Below are 18,850 nucleotides of genomic sequence, written 5' to 3'. Positions count from 1 at the left end.
TTGGCCGACCCACAGAAAACGAGCCGCCATGACCCTCCGCCTCCTCACTCTCTCCCTGCTGATCCTCTACCCTGTTGCCTGGTTTGCTCCCCTGATGCGGGCGGGTCTGCTGCCGATCTTCGGCCTCAGCGAGATCTCGGTGATCACCGGTTTGCAGAGCCTCTGGGGCAGCGATGTCATCCTCGCTCTGACGGTCACGGCTTTTGCGATCTTTGCCCCCTATCTCAAAACCATCGGGCTGGCGCTGGTGCAATGGGGCCTGCTGGATATGCGGCTACTGCCCGTCCTCCATATTCTGGGCAAGCTGGCGATGGCCGATGTCTTTCTGATCGCGCTCTATATCACCCTGGCCAAGGGGATCGGCTACGCGACGATCGAAACCGCCTGGGGGCTTTATCTGTTTACAGGCTGTATCCTGGCCTCGGTGGTGCAGGGGCTGATAACCGAGCGGCGGGTCAGAACTGCCGAGTAAGAACCGGGTCCGCGGGGGCTCTGCCCCCGGCCTTGCGGCCTCCCCCGGGATACTTCCGGCCAGAAGAAATCCGCTACTTCCCATCTTCTGGCGTCAAATATCCCGGAGCGCGAGGCAGCGCCTCGCAGGATCGGTTTCAGCGACCGCAACACTTGAACAAACCGGAAACATCTGCCAGATCTACCGGATGGCAAAAACAACATATTCCTGCTCTGCCTGCGGAGCATCTTTTTCAAAGTGGTCCGGGCGCTGCGATGGCTGTGGCGAGTGGAATTCCATCACCGAAGACAAGGGCCTGTCCAAAGGCGGCCCGGCGTCGAAATCTCTGGGCATGCGCCGGGGCAAGACCATTCCACTCAGCGATCTTGCAACCGAGGAGACGCCACCGCCACGCACCTGCTGCGGGGTTGCGGAACTGGACCGGGTGCTGGGCGGCGGGCTGGTGCCTGCCTCGGCCATTCTGGTGGGCGGCGATCCTGGGATCGGGAAATCGACGCTGCTGCTACAGGCGGCGGCGCAGTTTGCCCATTCAGGCCTCAAGACGATCTATGTCAGCGGCGAAGAGGCCAGTGCGCAGGTACGCATGCGGGCGCAGCGGCTGGGATTGGCTGAAGCGCCGGTCAAGCTGGCGGCGGAGACCAATCTGCGCGATATCCTGACCACGCTGGAGGCGGAGCGGCCACAGCTGGCGATCATCGACTCCATTCAGACCATGTGGGCCGATCATGTGGACAGCGCGCCGGGATCCGTAAGCCAGGTCCGTGCCGCGGCGCATGAGCTGACCACCTTTGCCAAGACCAATGGGATCTCCATCATCATGGTGGGCCATGTCACCAAGGAAGGCCAGATTGCCGGTCCGCGGGTGGTCGAGCATATGGTGGATACCGTGCTGTATTTCGAAGGCGAGCGCGGGCATCAGTTCCGCATTCTGCGCGCGGTCAAGAACCGCTTTGGTCCGGCGGATGAGATCGGCGTCTTCGAGATGACCGGTGGCGGGCTGAGCGAAGTCCGCAACCCCTCGGCGCTGTTTCTGTCGGAACGCGGCACACCCTCGCCCGGTTCTGTGGTGTTTTCTGGCATTGAAGGTACCCGCCCGGTTCTGGTCGAGATGCAGGCGCTGGTCGCGCCCTCGCCGCATTCGCAGCCACGCCGGGCCGTGGTGGGCTGGGACTCTTCGCGCCTGGCGATGATCCTTGCCGTGCTGGAGGCGCGCTGCGGCATCCCCTTTGCCGGGCTCGACGTCTATCTGAATGTGGCCGGCGGCATGAAGATATCGGAACCTGCGGCGGATCTGGCGGTGGCGGCGGCGCTGCTCAGCGCCCGCGAAGACACCGCATTGCCCTCTGATACGGTGGTATTCGGAGAAATATCGCTCTCAGGAGCCCTGCGACCGGCCCCGCAGACCGAAAACCGGTTGAAAGAAGCGCAAAAACTTGGTTTCACCGCAGCGATAGCTCCAAGTGGTGGCAAATCCGTCGCGGTCCCCGGACTTGCGGTGCGGCAGGCCTCTGATCTCGCCGGTTTTGTTGGCGAATACTTTGGGGCTGGCTAAAGTCGCAAGAATTCTAATCGCAGGTTAACGGGCGAGGGACATGGAAGGTTTCACCATTATCGACGGGGTCGTGGCCCTGGTCATTGTTGTATCAGCGTTGCTGGCCTATTCGCGCGGTTTCGTGCGTGAGGCGATGGCCATCGCTGGTTGGATCGCCGCCGCCATCTTGGCCTTTCTGTTTGCGCCACAGGTTGAGCCGCTGATGGCCGAGATCCCGGTCATCGGGGAGTTCATTGCGGACAGCTGCGAATTGTCGATCATCGCGGCGTTTGCCGCGGTCTTTGCGCTGGCGCTGATTGTGGTGTCGTTCTTCACGCCGCTGTTCTCATCATTGGTCCAGCGCTCGGCGCTTGGCGGGCTGGATCAGGGGATCGGCTTCTTCTTCGGGGTGCTGCGCGGCATCCTGTTGGTGGCGATTGCCTTTTTCCTCTATAATGTGGTGATGACCGGCCAGAGCTTTACCATCGTGGACGAGAGCCGCTCTGCGGTGGTGTTTGAGCGGATGATCGGCAAGATCGAAGACCGCAACCCCGAGCAGGCGCTTGGCTGGGTGACCACACAATATGAAAGCCTGATCGGCTCCTGCGACAAGTGAGGCGGACGCCGATCCGCCACCAGTGGGTGGCTGCGCGGATCACGGATGCGGGCGAGAAACGGGATTACAACCGGACTGAAACGGGGCGCCTTCGGGCGCCCTTTTTTAATACATCGGGTCACGCCTGCGACCGGAGGCACGTTGTGGCGCCAATGGGAAGCGCCGCCTCGACTGGCGATGACAGCCTCCGGTTAGGGCTGCGCAGTGCGGGCTTTGGCGCGATGGTGACTTATCCAATTCCGACATTCCAGCCCCGACTGGCGTTTACCTTTCCTAACATCAAGAACGCCTATTAACGCTTTATTAACCAATTAGAATCGCGATTTTTAGCGCCTGATCGCCTCCCTGCTCCATGTGCTGAGCGCGGGGGCAAACCGATAAAAGTTAACAAATCCTGTGATCGGAGGTGTTTTTCGGCAACAATTTGGGGAATGAGGCAGCTTTGGAGACCAAAAACCCCGCTGTTGTCCCAATCGGCCCGATCCTTGCCCCAATTCCGTCCAAATTCGGAGCGCAGATTGGTGTCAACAAGACGCCGGACAGAACGTCAGGCCTATCGCTCAGAAGGACAACACCATGCTGCTGGATCACTCGACATCATTTGCGGACTGTCAGCCGGTTGGTCTTCTGATGGATTTCCCGACAGCTGCGCGCCCTGCCGCATCCAACCGCAGCCGCCTGCGTCCGCGCACCGGCGGTCTGCTGCCGCATATGATGGTCGAGACCGAGCGTGGGTTTGTACAGGCCCGTCACGTCAAGCCCGGCGACAAGGTCTACACCCTGGATGGCGGTGCGCAGGAGGTGACCGGTGTCAAACACGCGGTGCCGCGCCTCACTTCTCTGGTGCATGTGCCCGCCGGCGCTTTGGGCAACGATGACGATCTGATGCTGCCCGCCGATCAGCAGGTTGGTCTGGAACTGGCTGCCGTCGAGCGGCTGTTTGATGTGCCCACCGCGATCACCAAGGTGGTGTCGCTGATTGGCTACAACGGCATCTCTGCCGCCATGCCGGAGAAGATGGCCCGCATCTATCTGTCCTTTGCCGAGGACGAAATGATCTGGGCTGCCTGCGGGATGCTGGTACATGTTGCACATGAGAACACCGCCAACAGCGCCGATGATGGTGCTTTCCGGGCGCTTTCGCTGGCCGAAACCCGTCAGATCCTCGCCAGCGAGGACGGGCGTGCTCTTTCTGACGCGGGCAAGGACGAGACCGACAGCCGCGAAGATGACCGCGGCGATGTGCTCTCCGCCTTTGACATGCTGCGCGGGCTGCTGGCCGCCTGAGGCTGACGCGGGCGCGAACCGGACACGGATCTGGACGTTGCCGGTCACGGGATCTGCATATGCCACGCTGTTCGCCAAATAAATATGCTCCGGCACCCCCCTCCTGCGGCCTGCGATATTTCGCAGGTTTTTTTGTTTTTGGCGGCTGTCCGACGGCGGTCAGGGCTGCGGTTTTTTTACCCAACTGTCGTGAAACCGTGATCCTTGGGTGACATGCGCGGACGGACCCTCTATGTGGGGGACATCCTGACAACCGGATTCGGAGCTACACCGCCTTGCCGATGCCGCAGATGCCCCCCGCCCACCCGTTTGACGATGACAAGCTGCGCGAAGAATGCGGCATCTTTGGCGTCGTCGGCGTCCAGGACGCTTCCAACTTTGTCGCGCTCGGCCTGCATGCCCTGCAACACCGGGGACAGGAGGCCGGCGGCATCGTCACCCATGATCCTGTCGAAGGGTTCCAGAGCGCCCGTCGTTTCGGCTATGTCCGCGACAACTTCACCTCGCAGGATGTGATGTCCACCCTGCCCGGCCCCATCGGGATTGGCCATGTGCGCTATTCCACCGCCGGCTCCAAGGGTCAGACTGCGATCCGGGACGTGCAGCCTTTCTTTGGCGAATTCGCTATGGGCGGTGCAGCGATTGCCCACAATGGCAATATCACCAACGCCAATGCCCTGCGTCGCGAACTGATCGAGCGCGGCTCGATCTTCCAGAGCTCGTCCGACAGTGAGTGCATCATTCATCTGATGGCCCGCTCGTTGCAGCGCAATATCCCGGAGCGGATGGAAGATGCGCTGCGCCGGGTCGAAGGCGCCTTCTCGGTTGTTGCCATGACCAGGACCAAGCTGATCGGTGTCCGCGACCCGCTGGGCGTGCGCCCGCTGGTGCTGGGTCGGGTCGGCGAAGGCTATGCGCTGAGTTCGGAAACCTGTGCGCTGGACATCATCGGCGCCGAGTTCCTGCGCGAGATTGAGCCGGGCGAAATGGTGGTGATCACCGACAAAGGTGTCGAGAGCCATTTCCCGTTCCGCCGCCAGTCGTCCAAGTTCTGCATCTTTGAACATGTCTATTTCTCCCGCCCTGATTCGATCCTTGGCGGGCGGTCCGTCTATGAGACCCGCGAAGCCATCGGTCGCGAGCTGGCAAAGGAAAACCCGGTCGAGGCGGATCTGGTCTGCCCGGTGCCGGACAGCGGCACGCCCGCAGCGATCGGCTATTCGCTGCAATCGGGCATTCCCTATGCGATGGGGATCATCCGCAACCAGTATATGGGCCGGACCTTCATTGAGCCGACCGAGCAGATCCGCAACATGGGCGTGCGCCTGAAGCTGAACGTGAACCGCGCCCTGATCGAGGGCAAGCGGGTGATCCTGGTGGATGATTCCGTGGTGCGTGGGACAACATCGCGCAAAATCAAGGAGATGATCCTGGATGCCGGGGCCAGCGAGGTGCATTTCCGCATTGCCTCGCCGCCGACCGCTTGGCCCTGTTTCTATGGTGTGGACACGCCCGAACGTGACAAGCTGCTGGCCGCAACCATGTCCGAGGATCAGATGGCCAAACATCTGGCCGTGGACAGCCTGAAGTTCATCTCGCTGGACGGGCTTTACCGGGCCGTCGGGCAGGATCAGGGCCGTAACAGCAAATGCCCGCAGTATTGTGACGCCTGTTTCTCGGGCGAATACCCTGTTGTTCCGACCGATATGGTCGAACGGGGGTTTGAAATGAAGTCGCCGGCAGAGTAAGAGCGCAGCCGATATCAGTTCGACTCATGAGGCGCTGATCACCGGATCGGCGCCTCTTTCCTTTTTGCCCCTGCCCCCGAAAGGCCGCCCCCTTGGATCCACATCTCGCCCGCATGCTTGGCTCGCAGCGCCAGTGTCGCTGTTGCGGAGCGACGTTTGCCCAGCTGTTGAGCCTCAGCTGCGACCGGCCCGACGTCTGCCCGGAGGATATGTTCGTGCATGACAACACGGCAATCTCGGCGCAGGCGGGGGATGTGCTGACCGAAGATTTCTGCCGCCTGGGGCATCTTCGCTTTGTGCGGGCGGTGCTGGCTGTACCGCTGGCGGACACACGTGGAGAAGAGTTCATTCTGGGCACATGGGCGCGGCTCAGCCAAGAGGATTTCGATGCCTATCTCGACCGGTTCGAGATGCAGGACACCGAAGATATGGACAGCAAGCGGGCCTGGCTGGCCAATGCCATTCCGCCCGATGACAGCGAGTCTGTTGAAGCGATGCTGCATATGCGGCCCGAAGGGCAATACCCTGAGCTACAGATCTCCGAGCCGGATCACCCGCTTTACAATCTGCAGATGATCGGCGCGCAGATGGAAGAGTTGCTGGGGCTGCTTTATGCCTATGGCCACGATCTGCCCTCGCTCATCTATGATGCCTGAGGAGGCTGATCTGCGCGCCGCCTAGGCGCTGCACTGTCGCTCTTGCAAGATGCGACACCTGAGACTTCAAGCCCCCTGCGCGCAATTGCGCAGGGTCACTTGGCGGAATGGGCGGGCGTTTGCGCAGGGCGCCGGGGCGCACCGGCATGGGCTTGCCCACGCTCTCGGCGCCCCCTGTTCCCGGCAGTGCACAGCTGATAGCCGAAGGTCGATACCGCACAAGAAAGAAATCCTGTCCAGAATGGCAAATCGTGAGAACGGCAAGACGCCGGCCAATGTCGCCGGTCATGCCACCCAGAAAGACGCATTGCACCGAAACCGCCTCAGCCTTCTGGGGTTGTTCGGCGCCAACGACAACCTGAGCGCCATGGTGCGGATGCCGAACGGCCGCATGCAGATCGTGACCCGCGGCAGCCGCCTGTCCGGTGGCGAAGTTGTTGCCATTGATGCCGACGGCCTGATCCTTCAGAAAAACGGCAAGGCATCACGTCTGGAGATGCCGGGCGGGTGACCCGCAACCGGCGCCCGGACGGGCATCACGCCCAGGCTTGAGACCGCTGCGCCGCTTTGGCCCCTTGACCCGCGCCGCGCTGCGCCGCACAAGGCGCCCATGACACAGAAACTCGCTCTCATCACCGGGGCCTCACGGGGCCTGGGCGCCGCCCTCGCAGAGGCATTGGCGCCGACGCATCACATCGTCGCCGTGGCCCGCACCACAGGCGCACTGGAAGAGCTGGACGATCGTATCAAGGCCAACGGTGGCTCGGCGACTCTGGCCCCTATGGATATCACCGTTCCGGAGGCCATGGCCACGCTCTGCCGGGGCATCCATGATCGCTGGGGACAGCTGGACCTCTGGCTGCACACCGCCATTCACGCCGCGCCGCTGAGCCCGGCGCAATTCGTGGCGGCCAAGGACTGGCAGAAATCCATCGCGATCAATGCGACGGCACCCTCCGTTCTGATCCCCTATGTGGCGCCGCTTCTGGGGCAGACCGGTCAGGCCGTGTTCTTTGACGATCCCCGCGCGGGCGAGAAATTCTTTGGAGCCTATGGCGCCAGCAAGGCCGCGCAGATGTCGCTGGCCAACAGCTGGCAGGTCGAAAGCGCCAAGACCGGCCCCAGAGTACAGGTGCTGACGCCAAATCCGATGGCGACAGCGGTGCGCGCACGGTTCTTTCCGGGTGAAGATCGCGATGCGCTGAGCACGCCGCAGGCCGAGGCCGCACGGCTGCTCCCCGAGATTCTGGCCGCCGCCGACTGATCTGAGGGTCAGAGACGCCCGCAAACTGCGCGAACACGCGGCTTTCCGCCGACCGGTGCCTGCAACGGGCGCCGGTCGTTCTGGTTTTCAAGCGGGCCAGAAAATCTGTGACCTCTGTGCCGCAGGGGCTGGCGCCGGGCGCTCTGGTCGGGATCACGACGGGGAAAGGCTTGCCCCCTTTTGCCCCACATCTTATTCAGGTCTGGAGTGCAGATCGGCGTAATCACGCCCGACACATAGGCTGCCAGAGCCAGACGAGAGGCCCCGTCCATGCGAATTCTGATCACCAATGACGATGGCATCAGCGCCCCCGGCCTTGCGGTTCTGGAGCAGATCGCCCGCGAGGTTGCAGGTCCCGGCGGAGAGGTCTGGACAGTGGCACCGGCGTTTGAGCAATCCGGCGTTGGTCATTGCATCAGCTACACCCGCCCCTTCATGCTGAGCCAGCTGGGCGAACATCGTTTTGCCGCAGAAGGATCGCCTGCGGACTGTGTGTTGGCCGGGCTGCATGTGGTGATGAAAGACCAGCAACCGGATCTGGTGTTGTCAGGGGTAAACCGGGGCAACAATTCTGCCGAGAACGCGCTCTACTCCGGCACCCTCGGCGGGGCGATGGAGGCGGCATTGCAGGGCATTCCGGCCATGGGCCTGTCGCAGTATTTCGGGCCTCAGAACGCGCAGCTTGAAAATCCGTTTGAGGCAGCCGCCCAACATGGTGCCGATCTGATCCGTTCCATCTTGGAAGCGCAGCCCAAGGAAGACGCCGATTACCGCTTGTTTTACAACATTAATTTCCCACCTGTCCCTGCCGCTGATGTGAAGGGACGGCGGATTTCACCGCAGGGTTTCCGGCGCGGCAGCCATTTCTCGGCCGAGGAGCAGACCTCGCCCAACGGGCGGCGCTACCTGTGGATCCGTGGTGGCAACCAGCATGTTGCCACCGCCGAGGGCAGTGACGCAGCGCAGAACCTGGCAGGCTATATCTCCGTGACGCCGATGCGGGCGGATCTGACCGCTACAGATGCGCTGGAGCGCCTGAAGGGCATTGAATGAGCGACCCGACAGCTGAAACCAAGATGCAGTTCCTGTTCGCCCTGCGCTCGCGCGGGGTGACGGATGCGCAGGTCCTCGATGCAATGGAACAGATCGACCGCGGCCCCTTTGTGCGGGGGCTGTTTTCGGCGCGCGCCTACGAGGATATGCCGTTGCCGATCGCCTGCGGGCAGACCATTTCGCAGCCCTCTGTTGTCGGTCTGATGACCCAGGCCTTGCAGATCTCGCCCCGCGATACGGTGCTGGAAGTTGGCACCGGCTCTGGCTATCAGGCCGCGATCCTGAGCAAGCTGGCGCGGCGGGTCTATACCGTGGATCGTCATGCGCGGCTGGTGCGGGAGGCGCGGCAGATCTTCGATCAACTGCACCTGTCCAATATTACCTCGCTGGTCGGCGATGGCAGCCACGGCCTGCCCGAACAGGCGCCTTTTGATCGAATCATCGTGACCGCTGCCGCCGAAGACCCGCCCGGCCCACTCTTGGCGCAGCTGAAGACCGGCGGTATTATGGTGGTGCCCGTGGGGCAGTCCGACACTGTACAGACGCTGATCCGTGTTCAAAAAACCGACAGCGGCCTCGAATACGACGAATTGCGCCCGGTGCGTTTTGTTCCCCTGCTTGAGGGGATCGGCAAAGACACGTAAGGGAGGGGCAAGAGACCCGCCCACCCCAACCGCTCCGGACATCCTCGAGCGGGATCGCGTGGCTGGCCGACAGACTATTGGCAAGCCCCAGGGATAATGGGGGCCCGCAAGACGGGAACGGCGTTCCGAGGAGAGCGAAATGACAGTGACTGTACCCACCCACCGCAATCGTGTGACAGGACGCAAGGCGCTGATGGCGCTTCCACTGGTGGCCCTGCTGGCGGCCTGCGAGGCACCGCTGGATTACGATCTGCGCGGCCAGATCGGTGCGTTCAACACGACAAAGGCGGCGCAGACCGCAACCGCCAGCCGCCCGAAACCCGATGCCAACGGGCTGATCACCTATCCATCCTATCAAGTGGCCGTTGCCCGTCGCGGCGATACGCTGAACGATGTGGCAGGCCGCATTGGTCTGCCCGCCAGCGAGCTGGCCCGGTTCAACGGGATGAAGCCCGACGATCCGCTGCGGCAGGGGGAGATCATTGCCCTGCCCCGCCGCGCCCCCGGTACGGCGACCAGCGGCGGCGTCGATATCGCCTCGCTGGCGGGGGATGCGATCGACAGCGCCCCATCGACCACACCCTCGGCGGCAAGCACCGTCAGCACAACGCCGCTGGCACCGCAGCCGACCGCAAGCAAGCCGCAGGTCCAAAGCGGCCCAGAGCCGGTGCGCCATAAGGTGAAGCGCGGCGAAACCGCTTATACCGTCTCGCGGCTTTATCAGGTGCCGGTGAAATCCCTTGCGGAATGGAACGGCCTCGGCAGCGATTTTGCCATCCGTGAGGGCCAGTTCCTGCTGATCCCGCTGAAGGACCGCCCAGCCCCGCGCAAGGAAGCATCCGCAGCGGTGGTTCCAGCCGCCGCCACCGTCACCGCGCCGGGTGAAGGCACCAATACGCCCCTGCCGCCAAGCGCCACCAAGCCACTGCCGCAGGAAACCGTCGCGCCCGCGGCCCAGGCGCCGAAAGCGCTGCCTAAGGTAGAGGTCCCGACCCCGACCCGCAGCTCCAGCGCCGCGATGGGCTTCCCGGTCAAGGGCAAGATCATCCGCACCTATTCCAAGGGCAAGAACGACGGCATTGATATCGCAGGTGCAGCGGGCGCCCCGGTGCAGGCCGCCGATGGCGGTACGGTGGCGGCGATCACCAAGGATTCCAACAATATTCCGATCATTGTGATCCGCCACGACGCCAAGCTGCTGACGGTCTATGCCAATGTCGACAAGATCGAGGTGAACAAGGGCGACACCGTTTCGCGCGGTCAGACCATCGCCGCATTGCGGGACGGACCCGCTGCCTATGTGCATTTCGAGGTGCGCAACGGCTTTGAAAGCGTCGATCCGCTCCCCTATCTGCAATAAACGTCGCAAGCGGCAACAGGCAATAAAGAGACGGCGCTCCGGGTCATCCCGAGCGCCGTCTTTTGGTTGATCACAGCTGTTCAATCATGGCTGCTGCCGTCTTTGCGGTCAGCTGACCTTCACCCCATGGCGGCCGGCCAGATCGGTAAAAAACTGCCAGGCCACCCGGCCCGAGCGGGCGCCGCGCGTGGCCTGCCATTCGATCGCCTCGGCGCGCAGAACCGGTTCCGGCACCACAACGCCATAGGCCGCGCAATAGCCTGAAATCATGGCGAGATATTCATCCTGATCGCAGGGGTGGAAACCCAGCCACAGCCCGAACCGATCCGAGAGAGAGACCTTTTCCTCAACGGCTTCCGACGGGTTGATGGCGCTGGAGCGTTCGTTCTCGATCATATCACGCGGCATCAGGTGACGGCGATTGGAGGTGGCATAGAACAGCACATTGTCCGGCCGACCTTCGATGCCGCCATCCAGCACCGCTTTCAGGCTTTTGTAGTGCTGATCGTCATGGCCAAAGGACAGGTCATCGCAGAACAGGATGAACCGCTCGGGCGCTGCCCGCAGATGGTTCAGCAGACGCGCGACCGATGGCAGATCCTCGCGCTGCAGCTCCACCAGTTTCAGAGCGGGGAACTCCGGCGACAGCTGTCCGTGGATCGCTTTCACAAGGCTGGATTTACCCATCCCCCGCGCGCCCCAGAGCAGTGCATTATTGGCGCCGAACCCGGCGGCAAAGCGGCGGGTATTGTCCAGCAGCGTGTCGCGCGCGCGGTCGATCCCCAGCAGCAGCTCAAGATCGACGCGGTTCACGGTTTCGACAGCCTCAAGCCGGTCCGGGGCCACATGCCAGACAAAGGCAGAGGCAGCACCAAAGTCAGGCGCCTTCAGTGGCGCAGGTGCCATCCGTTCCAGCGCATCGGCGATGCGGCTCAGGCTTGTGTCATCCATCGGGGCCTCCGGTCAATTGCACGTGGGGCGTATCGGCGCGCTCGGGCTCAGCTGTCCTGCGGCTCGATCATGTCGACGCGCGTGGCATGTCGGCCGCCCTCGAACTCAGCATTAAGGAAGGCATCGACAATTTCAATCGCCAGGCTGTCGCCCACCACACGCGCCCCGATAGAGAGCATGTTGGCGTTATTGTGCTGGCGGATCATCTTGGCCGAGAAAGTCTCTGAGCAGACGCCGCAGCGGATGCCTTTGACCTTGTTCGCGGCCATCATGATGCCCTGGCCGGTGCCGCAGAGGATAATGCCCAGATCGCAATCACCCGAGGCAACACGCTCTGCCGCCGCCGCGCCATGTTTGGGGTAATGCGTGCTTTCCGGTGTTGTCGGACCGATATCAACCACCTCATATCCGTTTGCGGCAATATGCGTGGCAATGGCCTGGCGCAGGTCGATTGCGGCGTGATCGCTGGAAAGAACAACGCAGGTGGGTTTGGTCTGGTCCATGGGTGTCTCCGTCGGTGGGTTACCGGCGTCAAAGCATGTTCCGGCTGCGCGAGCAAGGGGGCAGCCTATACACCCCTGCCCGATCCGCCCTGGCGCCCCGGCCGCATGAGAAAAGGCGCACCGTCTCCGGCGCGCCCTTCCTCGATATGCTGGTCCAGATCTGGCAGGAGCAGATCCGGTCTGGATTACCGGGTCTTGCCGTCGTCCTCATCGTCGAACTCGGCCATCAGAGGGTCGTCTTCGGGATGCCGGTCCATCTCCTCGTACAGATCGTCGCCGTCATCATCCTCGTCATCATAGTAGCCTTCGGCGCGCAGCTTGGCCTCGCGGGTCTTTTCCACCTGACGCACCAACAGGATCGACAGCTCGTAAAGGCCATAGACCACCGAGAACAGGATGCCTTGGGTGATCACATCCGGCGGCGTCACCAGCGCAGCCAGCACCAGAATGGCGACAACCGCGTATTTGCGCACGCTGCCAAGACCATCGGCGCTGACCAACCCGGCCTTGCCCATCAGGGTCAGGAGCACCGGCAGCTGGAAACACAGGCCAAAGGCCATAATGAACTTCAGCGTGATGTCCAGCGACTCGTTGACCTTGCCAAAGAAGGTGATGCGCACACCTTCTGTGGTTTCCGGCACCACGGCGGCATCCGCAGGCAGGTTGTCGACCGCGCCGGACAAGAGGTTGGCAAAGATGGATGACACATCGGCAAAGCCAAGGAAAAACGCCATCGCCAGCGGTGTGACCACGAAATGGGCAAAACTGGCCCCCAAGAGGAACATCACCGGTGAGGCGATGAGGAAGGGCAAAAAGGCGTTCTTCTCTGTCTTGTAAAGCCCCGGTGCCACAAAGCGCCAGAGCTGGAAGCCGATGACCGGGAATGACAGCGCAAAGCCAAACACCATGGAGATGCGGAACAGCGTGAACAGATATTCCTGCGGGCTGGTGTATTGCAGCGTTGGCGACGGGTCGCCGAGGCTGCGCAGGGTTTCCTCGATCGGGCCAAGCAGGAACTGCAGGATCGGCTCTGCCACGGTGAAGGCCAGCACGATCCCCACGATGAACGCGCCAACCGCCCGGATCAGGCGGGTGCGCAATTCGGCCAGATGCTCAATCAGCGGCGCTGTGCTGTCGTCGATATCCTCGGACGCGCTCATGTCTTGGTCTCACTTTCTGACGTCGCCGACGTGTCTGTGGCAGCCAGGGCCGCCTCCGCTTCGGCTGCCTTGGCCTGGGCCTCTGCGGCCTCGCGTGCCTTGCGGTCCGCAGCGGCACGGGCAGTGGCCGCCTGGATCTTCTTGGCATCCTCAGCCCGCTCAGCGGCCAGTTTCCCGGTTTCACTGTCGGGGTCGAACTTGGTCGGGTCGATGGATTTTGCCATATCCTGCGCGGCCTGTTTGACGCCGTCCATTGCGGTATTGACCGGGTTGGCCGCCGCTTTCAGCCCCTTGGCCATCTCATTGACGCCCGCCTCATCGGCGGCGTCATTCATGGCCCGGCTGAATTCGCGCGCCATGCCCTTGGCCTTGCCCACGAACCGTCCGACATTGCGGAACAAAACCGGCAGGTCCTTGGGCCCGACAACAATCAGCGCCACAACGCCGATAACCATGAGTTCGGTCCACCCAAGATCAAACATCGCGGCTTAGACCTTGTCTTTTTCGGTCTCGGGCGTCACGTCGCGCGCGGTCTCGGCGGTGGTCTCTTCTTCCAGCTCCTTGGTGCTGTCGTTCACGCCCTTTTTGAAGGCGGTGATGCCTTTGCCGACCTCACCCATCAGCGAGGAAATCTTGCCGCGGCCAAAGAGGACCAGAACCACGACGGCGATGAGCAGCAGGCCGGGAAGGCCGATATTATTAAGCATGAGAGCGTCTCCTTCTGCGGCAGATCCGCCGGGAGACGGTCTGCGTTGTTGTTTGACCTGTTTTTAAGCGCCGAGCCCCCGGCGGGAAAAGCGGTGAGACATCGGCAGGGGCGTGGATTCCACGCAAAACTGCATTTTTGCGCGCTGCTGAAAACACAACTGACAGGTTTATGTCAGTTGGACTGCTCTACACCACCCCCATCACAGCATTCAAGGAGAGACGTGATGAGCAAACATGTTGCAGAGATTGTGACCTTCAAACTGGCCGAAGGTGTGAGCGAGGCGGAATTCATCGTGCTGAGCCAGGCCAGCGAATCCTTCGTTCGCGCCCAGCCCGGATTTGTTCACCGACAGCTGAGTTGCGGCGAGGACGGGCGCTGGACCGATTATGTCATCTGGGCAGACATGGAAACCGCCAAGTCGGTCGCGGCTGAGTTCCACAAGCAGGACTTCTGCGCCAGCCTGATGCAGGCGATTGCCGAGGGCACTGCGCAGATGCGTCATGAGGAGGTACAGTGGAGCATGGCCTCCTGAGGGGCGCGAGCCAGGCTCAGGTCAAGTACGGAGGGTGGATGCGCTGCATCCGCCCTCTATCCGGCGGGGGGCGTCGATCACTGCGCTTGGTGTCGGGCCTTGACCTCATCCCTGCGCCGTTCCAAGGCTAGATCATGCGCCGTACTGATCGCCTCTTTGATATTATCCAAATCCTGCGCGACGGGAAATTGCACCGCGCACAGGATATCGCCGAACGGCTGGAAGTCTCGACCCGGACGATCTACCGCGACATGGATACGCTGGTTGCCAGCGGTGTCCCGGTGGAGGGCGCACGAGGGGTCGGCTATATGGTGCGCGAAGCAATCACGCTACCGCCGCTGACGCTGACTGCGGAGGAGCTGGAGGCGCTGAACCTGGGCATGGCGATTGTGGCCGAGGCCGCCGATCCGGATTTGAAGGCCGCCGCCGAGAGGCTGGCCGCCAAGGTGGACGCGGTGCTGCCCGAAGGCACCATCGCCGAGGCGGATGCGTGGAAGTTTGCCGTCTACCCCTTTGCCGATGCTGCGCGGGGCTTTACGCAGATGCCAACCTTGCGGGCCGCGATAAAGGCCCGCCAGAAGCTGCATCTGACCTATCGCCGCATTGATGAGACGCTGACCGAGCGCGTCATCCGCCCCTTGCATATGGAGTATTGGGGCCGGGTCTGGACGCTGACCGCCTGGTGCGAAACGCGTGGCGATTTCCGGGTGTTCCGGGTCGACCTGATCGAGGCGGCCAAACCCCTGCCCGAGCTGTTCGTGGATGAGCCGGGCAAACGGTTGATGGACTACCAGCCCTATGCCGACACGTCCGATGCCGCTGCGGGGCCAACCACCGGCTGATGGATGTAGCTCAGCTGCCGGTCGGGAAGACGAAGCAGCGGTTGCGCCGAACCGTGAGCCACATCACCCGGCCTGCATCCGGCAGGAATACATTGGGCACAGTGGCCTTCAGCACGCTGCCATCGAAATCCATGCGAAATTCAACCAGGCTCTCATGCCCTAGAAAGCGCGCCCGCTCGACCACGCCGCGTGCGGCTACCCCGTCGCTGGGGGTCGGGTGCGGGCCGCGCCCGTTCCGATCAAAATCAATGCGCAGATGTTGGGGGCGGAACACGATGTCGACCTTGGTGCCATCAGGCACGCCCGGCGCCAGAAACCGACCAAAGGGCGTTTCGGCCAGAGCGCCGTTCACTTCGGCATGAAGAACATTGGTGTCACTGAAGAACCCCACCGCCGCACGATCGACCGGACGGGTATAGACATTATAGGGCGCCCCCTGCTGCACGATCCTACCGGACCGCATCAGCGCAATCTCATCAGCCATCCGCATCGCCTCTTCCGGCTCATGGGTGACCAGCAGGACGGCAGCATCCTCTTCCTTCAGCAATGTCAGGGTCTCGTCGCGAATGCCGTCGCGCAGGCGATTGTCCAGCCCGGAGAACGGCTCATCCATCAGCATGATGCGCGGCTTGGGCGCCAGCGCGCGGGCCAGGGCCACCCGCTGCTGTTCGCCGCCCGACAGCTGATGGGGGAATTCGTCGATATATTGCGACAGCGACACCTTCTGCAGCAGCTCCTGCACCCGGAGGCGTTTCTCGTCCTTGCTGCCCTTCAGTCCGAAGGCGACATTGTCGGCCACGCTCAGATGCGGGAACAGGGCAAAGTCCTGAAACATAAGCCCGATTTCCCGGCGTTCGGGCGGAACGCGGAACACGGTGTCGCAGATCAGCTTGCCATCGACGTAAATCTCGCCGCTGTCCTGCATCTCGACGCCGGCAATCATCCGCAAAGTGGTGGATTTGCCGCAACCCGAAGGCCCCAGAAGACAGGTCACCTGACCGGCCTGGATCTGTAGCGACACGTCATCCACCACCGCCCGCCCGTCAAAGAAGCGCCGCAGGTTGCGGATCTCCAGACGTGGTGCGGTCACGGCGGGTCTATCGGTGCCAACCATCGGATCAAGGGGGGCAGATGTCATGCGACCTCGTAACTGGTTTCTGATCAAAACGATCTGGTTTAGCTCGCAGATATCAACCCCGCTGCCCCCATGCAAGGGAACGGGGCGCGGCGCGACAGATCGCGCTTTGGATCGGGCAAACTCACCGCTGACGAGGGGCGGCTGGCAGAGGGTAAACCGAGGGCGGACTGCTAGCTCATAGGCTCCAGCAGATCAAAGGTGAGATCATCCCGCACCCGGCCATTGACCAGCAACTCCAGCCGATGCGGCCCCGGCACCAGCGTAAAGGTGCTGGCCCCGGCTTTCAGCGGATGGCGCTTGCTGAGACGGGTGCCGCCATCGGAGATCGCCGTCTGTTTCAGTTTGAAGACCTTCGCCGAGACCTTGCCTCCGGGGCGCTGGAAATGCAGGCGATAATCCACCAGCACAGGGGCGCCGGGCGCGCCGTCCAGATGGCAGTCAAATTGCAGGGCTCCGCCGATATGGACCGGCTCCTTGGCAAGCGCCAGCGTCGCCTTGACGGCGGCCTCGGGATCATAGCCCAGCATCTGCATGGCGCCTGTATGACCCTCTTTGACGAGACCGCGCAGGGCATGGGCCGTGATCCAGGCCAGCTCCTCCGGGCGCTGCTGGTCGGCCGCCTGCCAGCTGCGTAGCCGGTCCAGCACCAGTTCCGGCTCCTTTTTCGAGATGTCATTCAGGTGGTTGGCGACCGAGCGGGTGACATAGCGGGTGGGATCTGCGTGAAGCTGATCCAACAGCGGCAAGGGCTGCGCAAGAGGCAGCGGCACCGACTGCCCCCAGGGCAGCCTTGGACGGGTGCCCTCGCTCACCAGACGGCGGACATGATAATTGTCGCTCGTGGCCCAGTGCTGCATCTCTGCCAGCGTCAGATCGGTCCAGCGGGTCAAAAAGGGACGTATCGCCCATTCCATCGAGAACCGCTGCGTGATGTCGCGGAGCAGCTGTAACGACAGCTCCGGCGCCTGGTCCAGCCCGCGCAGCACCACAAATTCCCCCAAAGGCGCAAATATGAAATCACCGAAGTCATCATCGCTCAGGCTTGGGTCCAGAGGCGGTGGCAAGGCGCGCCGCAACACCGGTGCTGCGGCCTCCAGATCCTCCGGTAGGTGGCGGGCCAGCACATCGGCAATCAGCGCGATGCGCTGCTTCAGCTCCAGATCGGGCAGATCCGCCATCACCTCGGACACAAATCTGTCCGCTTCGAACCCCGGGTCCGCCGCCGCAAAGAGACCCGCGAGATAGCGGGTCTTCTCAAGATTAAATAACTGATCCTTCAGCGAAAAACCGGATGCCACGCTGCCGCCCCCATCAGATGGTCATATTGGTGGCGCCGCCATCCAACAGAATATTCTGGCCAATGATAAAACCCGCATGCTGGGAGCAGAGAAAGGCGCAGGTGGCGCCAAATTCCTGCCGCGTGCCGTAGCGCCCGGCGGGAATGCTGGCGGCGCGCTGTTCGGCCGCTTCCTCAAGCGATATCCCCTGTTGCTGGGCCACGCCCGTATCCAGCGAGACCGCGCGGTCAGTGGCATGGATGCCGGGAAGCAGATTGTTGATGGTCACGCCCCTGGACGCGACCTGGCGCGAGGTGCCTGCCACATAGCCGGTTAGCCCGGTGCGCGCCGCATTGGAGAGGCCCAGAACCGCTATCGGTGCCTTCACCGACTGTGAGGTGATGTTGACGACACGGCCCCATCCGCGTTCCATCATGCCGGGGACCAGCGCCCTGATCAGCGCGATCGGCGTCAGCATGTTAGCATCCAGCGCCCTGATGAAATCATCACGGCCCCAATCGGACCACATGCCCGGTGGCGGCCCGCCCGCGTTGGTGACAAGGATATCGACGCCCTCTGCCGCGGCGATAACCTCGGCCTGCCCTGCCTCGGTGGTGATGTCAGCAGCAATGGTTTCGACATTGACACCATGCACATCGCGGATCGACTGGGCTGACGCCAGAAGCGCCTCTTCGCCGCGCGCGTTCATCACCAGATCCACGCCCGCCTCGGCCAGAGCCTCAGCACAGCCCAGCCCCAGCCCCTTGCTGCTGGCACAGACCAACGCCCGCTTTCCCGACAATCCCAAATCCATCAGATCTCTCCCTGTTACGGCGCGTCGTCGTCCGCCTGTCAGCTGCCCGATGGGCTGATGTGGCGGACCGGATCACGCATCTGTTCTGTTGCCCGAAGCTTGCACGCTCGCCCCGGGATTGACCAGCCCCGATGCCATCGGCGATCCGGTGGTCATCCCCTGCCCTGCCGACTTTGGCAGTTTCCCCCTGCGGCTTCGCAAAACCACCCCGCTCTGGTCCGCATCTCGCCACATTTCGCCGCAAGATAGAAGGTCATACGCGCAGGATGCGCACACGATACTGGTTAGGTTAT

General features: G+C 62.5%; 21 protein-coding genes. 13 read left to right on the top strand and 8 right to left on the bottom strand.

The window, feature by feature from the left end; translation table 11 throughout:
* The first annotated feature begins 28 nt into the window (after positions 1-28).
* The 11 genes from VWY34_RS09655 (at position 29) to VWY34_RS09605 (ending at position 10,631) form a co-directional block, all read left to right on the top strand.
* Entirely contained in the window at positions 29-472 is a 444-nt protein-coding gene (locus VWY34_RS09655; protein WP_416544729.1) for a paraquat-inducible protein A, read from the top strand.
* Between the two features lie 187 nt (positions 473-659).
* Positions 660-2,024: a DNA repair protein RadA gene (gene radA, locus VWY34_RS09650; protein WP_340545155.1), complete on the top strand. Its 1,365-nt coding sequence runs from the start codon at positions 660-662 to the stop codon at positions 2,022-2,024.
* Positions 2,025-2,064: 40 nt separating this feature from the next.
* On the top strand, positions 2,065-2,619 hold the full coding sequence (locus tag VWY34_RS09645; RefSeq protein WP_340545154.1) for a CvpA family protein: 555 nt from the start codon (positions 2,065-2,067) through the stop codon (positions 2,617-2,619).
* 576 nt (positions 2,620-3,195) lie between these two features.
* A complete protein-coding gene (locus VWY34_RS09640) occupies positions 3,196-3,906 on the top strand; it encodes a Hint domain-containing protein (RefSeq protein WP_416558544.1) in 711 nt (236 codons plus the stop codon).
* 290 nt (positions 3,907-4,196) lie between these two features.
* Entirely contained in the window at positions 4,197-5,654 is a 1,458-nt protein-coding gene (gene purF / locus VWY34_RS09635; RefSeq protein WP_374015315.1) for an amidophosphoribosyltransferase, read from the top strand.
* A gap of 113 nt (positions 5,655-5,767) precedes the next feature.
* On the top strand, positions 5,768-6,310 hold the full coding sequence (locus tag VWY34_RS09630; protein ID WP_416544777.1) for a DUF2199 domain-containing protein: 543 nt from the start codon (positions 5,768-5,770) through the stop codon (positions 6,308-6,310).
* A gap of 241 nt (positions 6,311-6,551) precedes the next feature.
* On the top strand, positions 6,552-6,821 hold the full coding sequence (locus tag VWY34_RS09625; protein ID WP_416544727.1) for a hypothetical protein: 270 nt from the start codon (positions 6,552-6,554) through the stop codon (positions 6,819-6,821).
* Positions 6,822-6,920: 99 nt separating this feature from the next.
* Positions 6,921-7,574 (top strand): SDR family NAD(P)-dependent oxidoreductase, encoded by a 654-nt coding sequence (locus VWY34_RS09620; protein ID WP_416544726.1) that lies wholly within the window; start codon positions 6,921-6,923, stop codon positions 7,572-7,574.
* A 270-nt stretch (positions 7,575-7,844) separates the two neighbouring features.
* Positions 7,845-8,627: a 5'/3'-nucleotidase SurE gene (gene surE / locus VWY34_RS09615; protein WP_416535917.1), complete on the top strand. Its 783-nt coding sequence runs from the start codon at positions 7,845-7,847 to the stop codon at positions 8,625-8,627.
* On the top strand, positions 8,624-9,271 hold the full coding sequence (locus VWY34_RS09610) for a protein-L-isoaspartate(D-aspartate) O-methyltransferase (RefSeq protein ID WP_340545148.1): 648 nt from the start codon (positions 8,624-8,626) through the stop codon (positions 9,269-9,271). Before surE ends, VWY34_RS09610 begins: the two co-directional genes overlap by 4 nt.
* Positions 9,272-9,410: 139 nt before the next feature.
* The gene (locus VWY34_RS09605; protein ID WP_416544725.1) at positions 9,411-10,631 is read left to right on the top strand and encodes a peptidoglycan DD-metalloendopeptidase family protein; all 1,221 of its coding nucleotides are present in this window, start codon (positions 9,411-9,413) and stop codon (positions 10,629-10,631) included.
* 108 nt (positions 10,632-10,739) lie between these two features.
* Here VWY34_RS09605 and VWY34_RS09600 read toward each other — a convergent pair whose 3' ends face one another.
* The 5 genes from VWY34_RS09600 to tatA form a co-directional block, all read right to left on the bottom strand.
* The gene (locus tag VWY34_RS09600; RefSeq protein WP_416540380.1) at positions 10,740-11,582 is read right to left on the bottom strand and encodes an ATP-binding protein; all 843 of its coding nucleotides are present in this window, start codon (positions 11,580-11,582) and stop codon (positions 10,740-10,742) included.
* 47 nt (positions 11,583-11,629) lie between these two features.
* Positions 11,630-12,085 (bottom strand): ribose 5-phosphate isomerase B, encoded by a 456-nt coding sequence (rpiB, locus tag VWY34_RS09595; protein WP_416544724.1) that lies wholly within the window; start codon positions 12,083-12,085, stop codon positions 11,630-11,632.
* A 185-nt stretch (positions 12,086-12,270) separates the two neighbouring features.
* Positions 12,271-13,245, bottom strand: coding sequence for a twin-arginine translocase subunit TatC (gene tatC / locus VWY34_RS09590; RefSeq protein ID WP_340545144.1), 975 nt, complete (start codon positions 13,243-13,245; stop codon positions 12,271-12,273).
* On the bottom strand, positions 13,242-13,727 hold the full coding sequence (gene tatB / locus VWY34_RS09585) for a Sec-independent protein translocase protein TatB (protein WP_260087519.1): 486 nt from the start codon (positions 13,725-13,727) through the stop codon (positions 13,242-13,244). The genes tatC and tatB overlap by 4 nt, the downstream gene beginning before the upstream one ends.
* A gap of 6 nt (positions 13,728-13,733) precedes the next feature.
* Positions 13,734-13,952: a twin-arginine translocase TatA/TatE family subunit gene (gene tatA / locus VWY34_RS09580; protein ID WP_260080776.1), complete on the bottom strand. Its 219-nt coding sequence runs from the start codon at positions 13,950-13,952 to the stop codon at positions 13,734-13,736.
* 225 nt (positions 13,953-14,177) lie between these two features.
* Here tatA and VWY34_RS09575 point away from each other — a divergent pair, with 225 nt between their 5' ends.
* Together VWY34_RS09575 and VWY34_RS09570 are read left to right on the top strand one after the other, a co-directional pair.
* On the top strand, positions 14,178-14,486 hold the full coding sequence (locus VWY34_RS09575; RefSeq protein WP_416535921.1) for an antibiotic biosynthesis monooxygenase family protein: 309 nt from the start codon (positions 14,178-14,180) through the stop codon (positions 14,484-14,486).
* A gap of 134 nt (positions 14,487-14,620) precedes the next feature.
* The gene (locus VWY34_RS09570) at positions 14,621-15,328 is read left to right on the top strand and encodes a helix-turn-helix transcriptional regulator (protein ID WP_340545142.1); all 708 of its coding nucleotides are present in this window, start codon (positions 14,621-14,623) and stop codon (positions 15,326-15,328) included.
* Between the two features lie 10 nt (positions 15,329-15,338).
* Here VWY34_RS09570 and VWY34_RS09565 read toward each other — a convergent pair whose 3' ends face one another.
* The 3 genes from VWY34_RS09565 to VWY34_RS09555 all read right to left on the bottom strand — a co-directional run bounded on the left by VWY34_RS09565 (position 15,339) and on the right by VWY34_RS09555 (position 18,557).
* Positions 15,339-16,466 carry an ABC transporter ATP-binding protein gene (locus VWY34_RS09565; protein ID WP_416544723.1) on the bottom strand — a complete coding sequence of 376 codons (1,128 nt, stop codon included), beginning with the start codon at positions 16,464-16,466 and terminating at the stop codon, positions 15,339-15,341.
* A 170-nt stretch (positions 16,467-16,636) separates the two neighbouring features.
* On the bottom strand, positions 16,637-17,764 hold the full coding sequence (locus tag VWY34_RS09560; RefSeq protein ID WP_416544722.1) for a hypothetical protein: 1,128 nt from the start codon (positions 17,762-17,764) through the stop codon (positions 16,637-16,639).
* A 13-nt stretch (positions 17,765-17,777) separates the two neighbouring features.
* Positions 17,778-18,557 (bottom strand): SDR family oxidoreductase, encoded by a 780-nt coding sequence (locus tag VWY34_RS09555; RefSeq protein ID WP_340545139.1) that lies wholly within the window; start codon positions 18,555-18,557, stop codon positions 17,778-17,780.
* Positions 18,558-18,850 lie beyond the last annotated feature (293 nt).

Origin of the sequence: Phaeobacter sp. JH20_02, assembly GCF_048056915.1 — a bacterium.
Lineage (GTDB): Bacteria > Pseudomonadota > Alphaproteobacteria > Rhodobacterales > Rhodobacteraceae > Phaeobacter > Phaeobacter bryozoorum.
The sequence above is the reverse complement of the archived record's forward strand: the minus strand, read 5'-3'. Positions and strand labels throughout refer to the sequence as shown.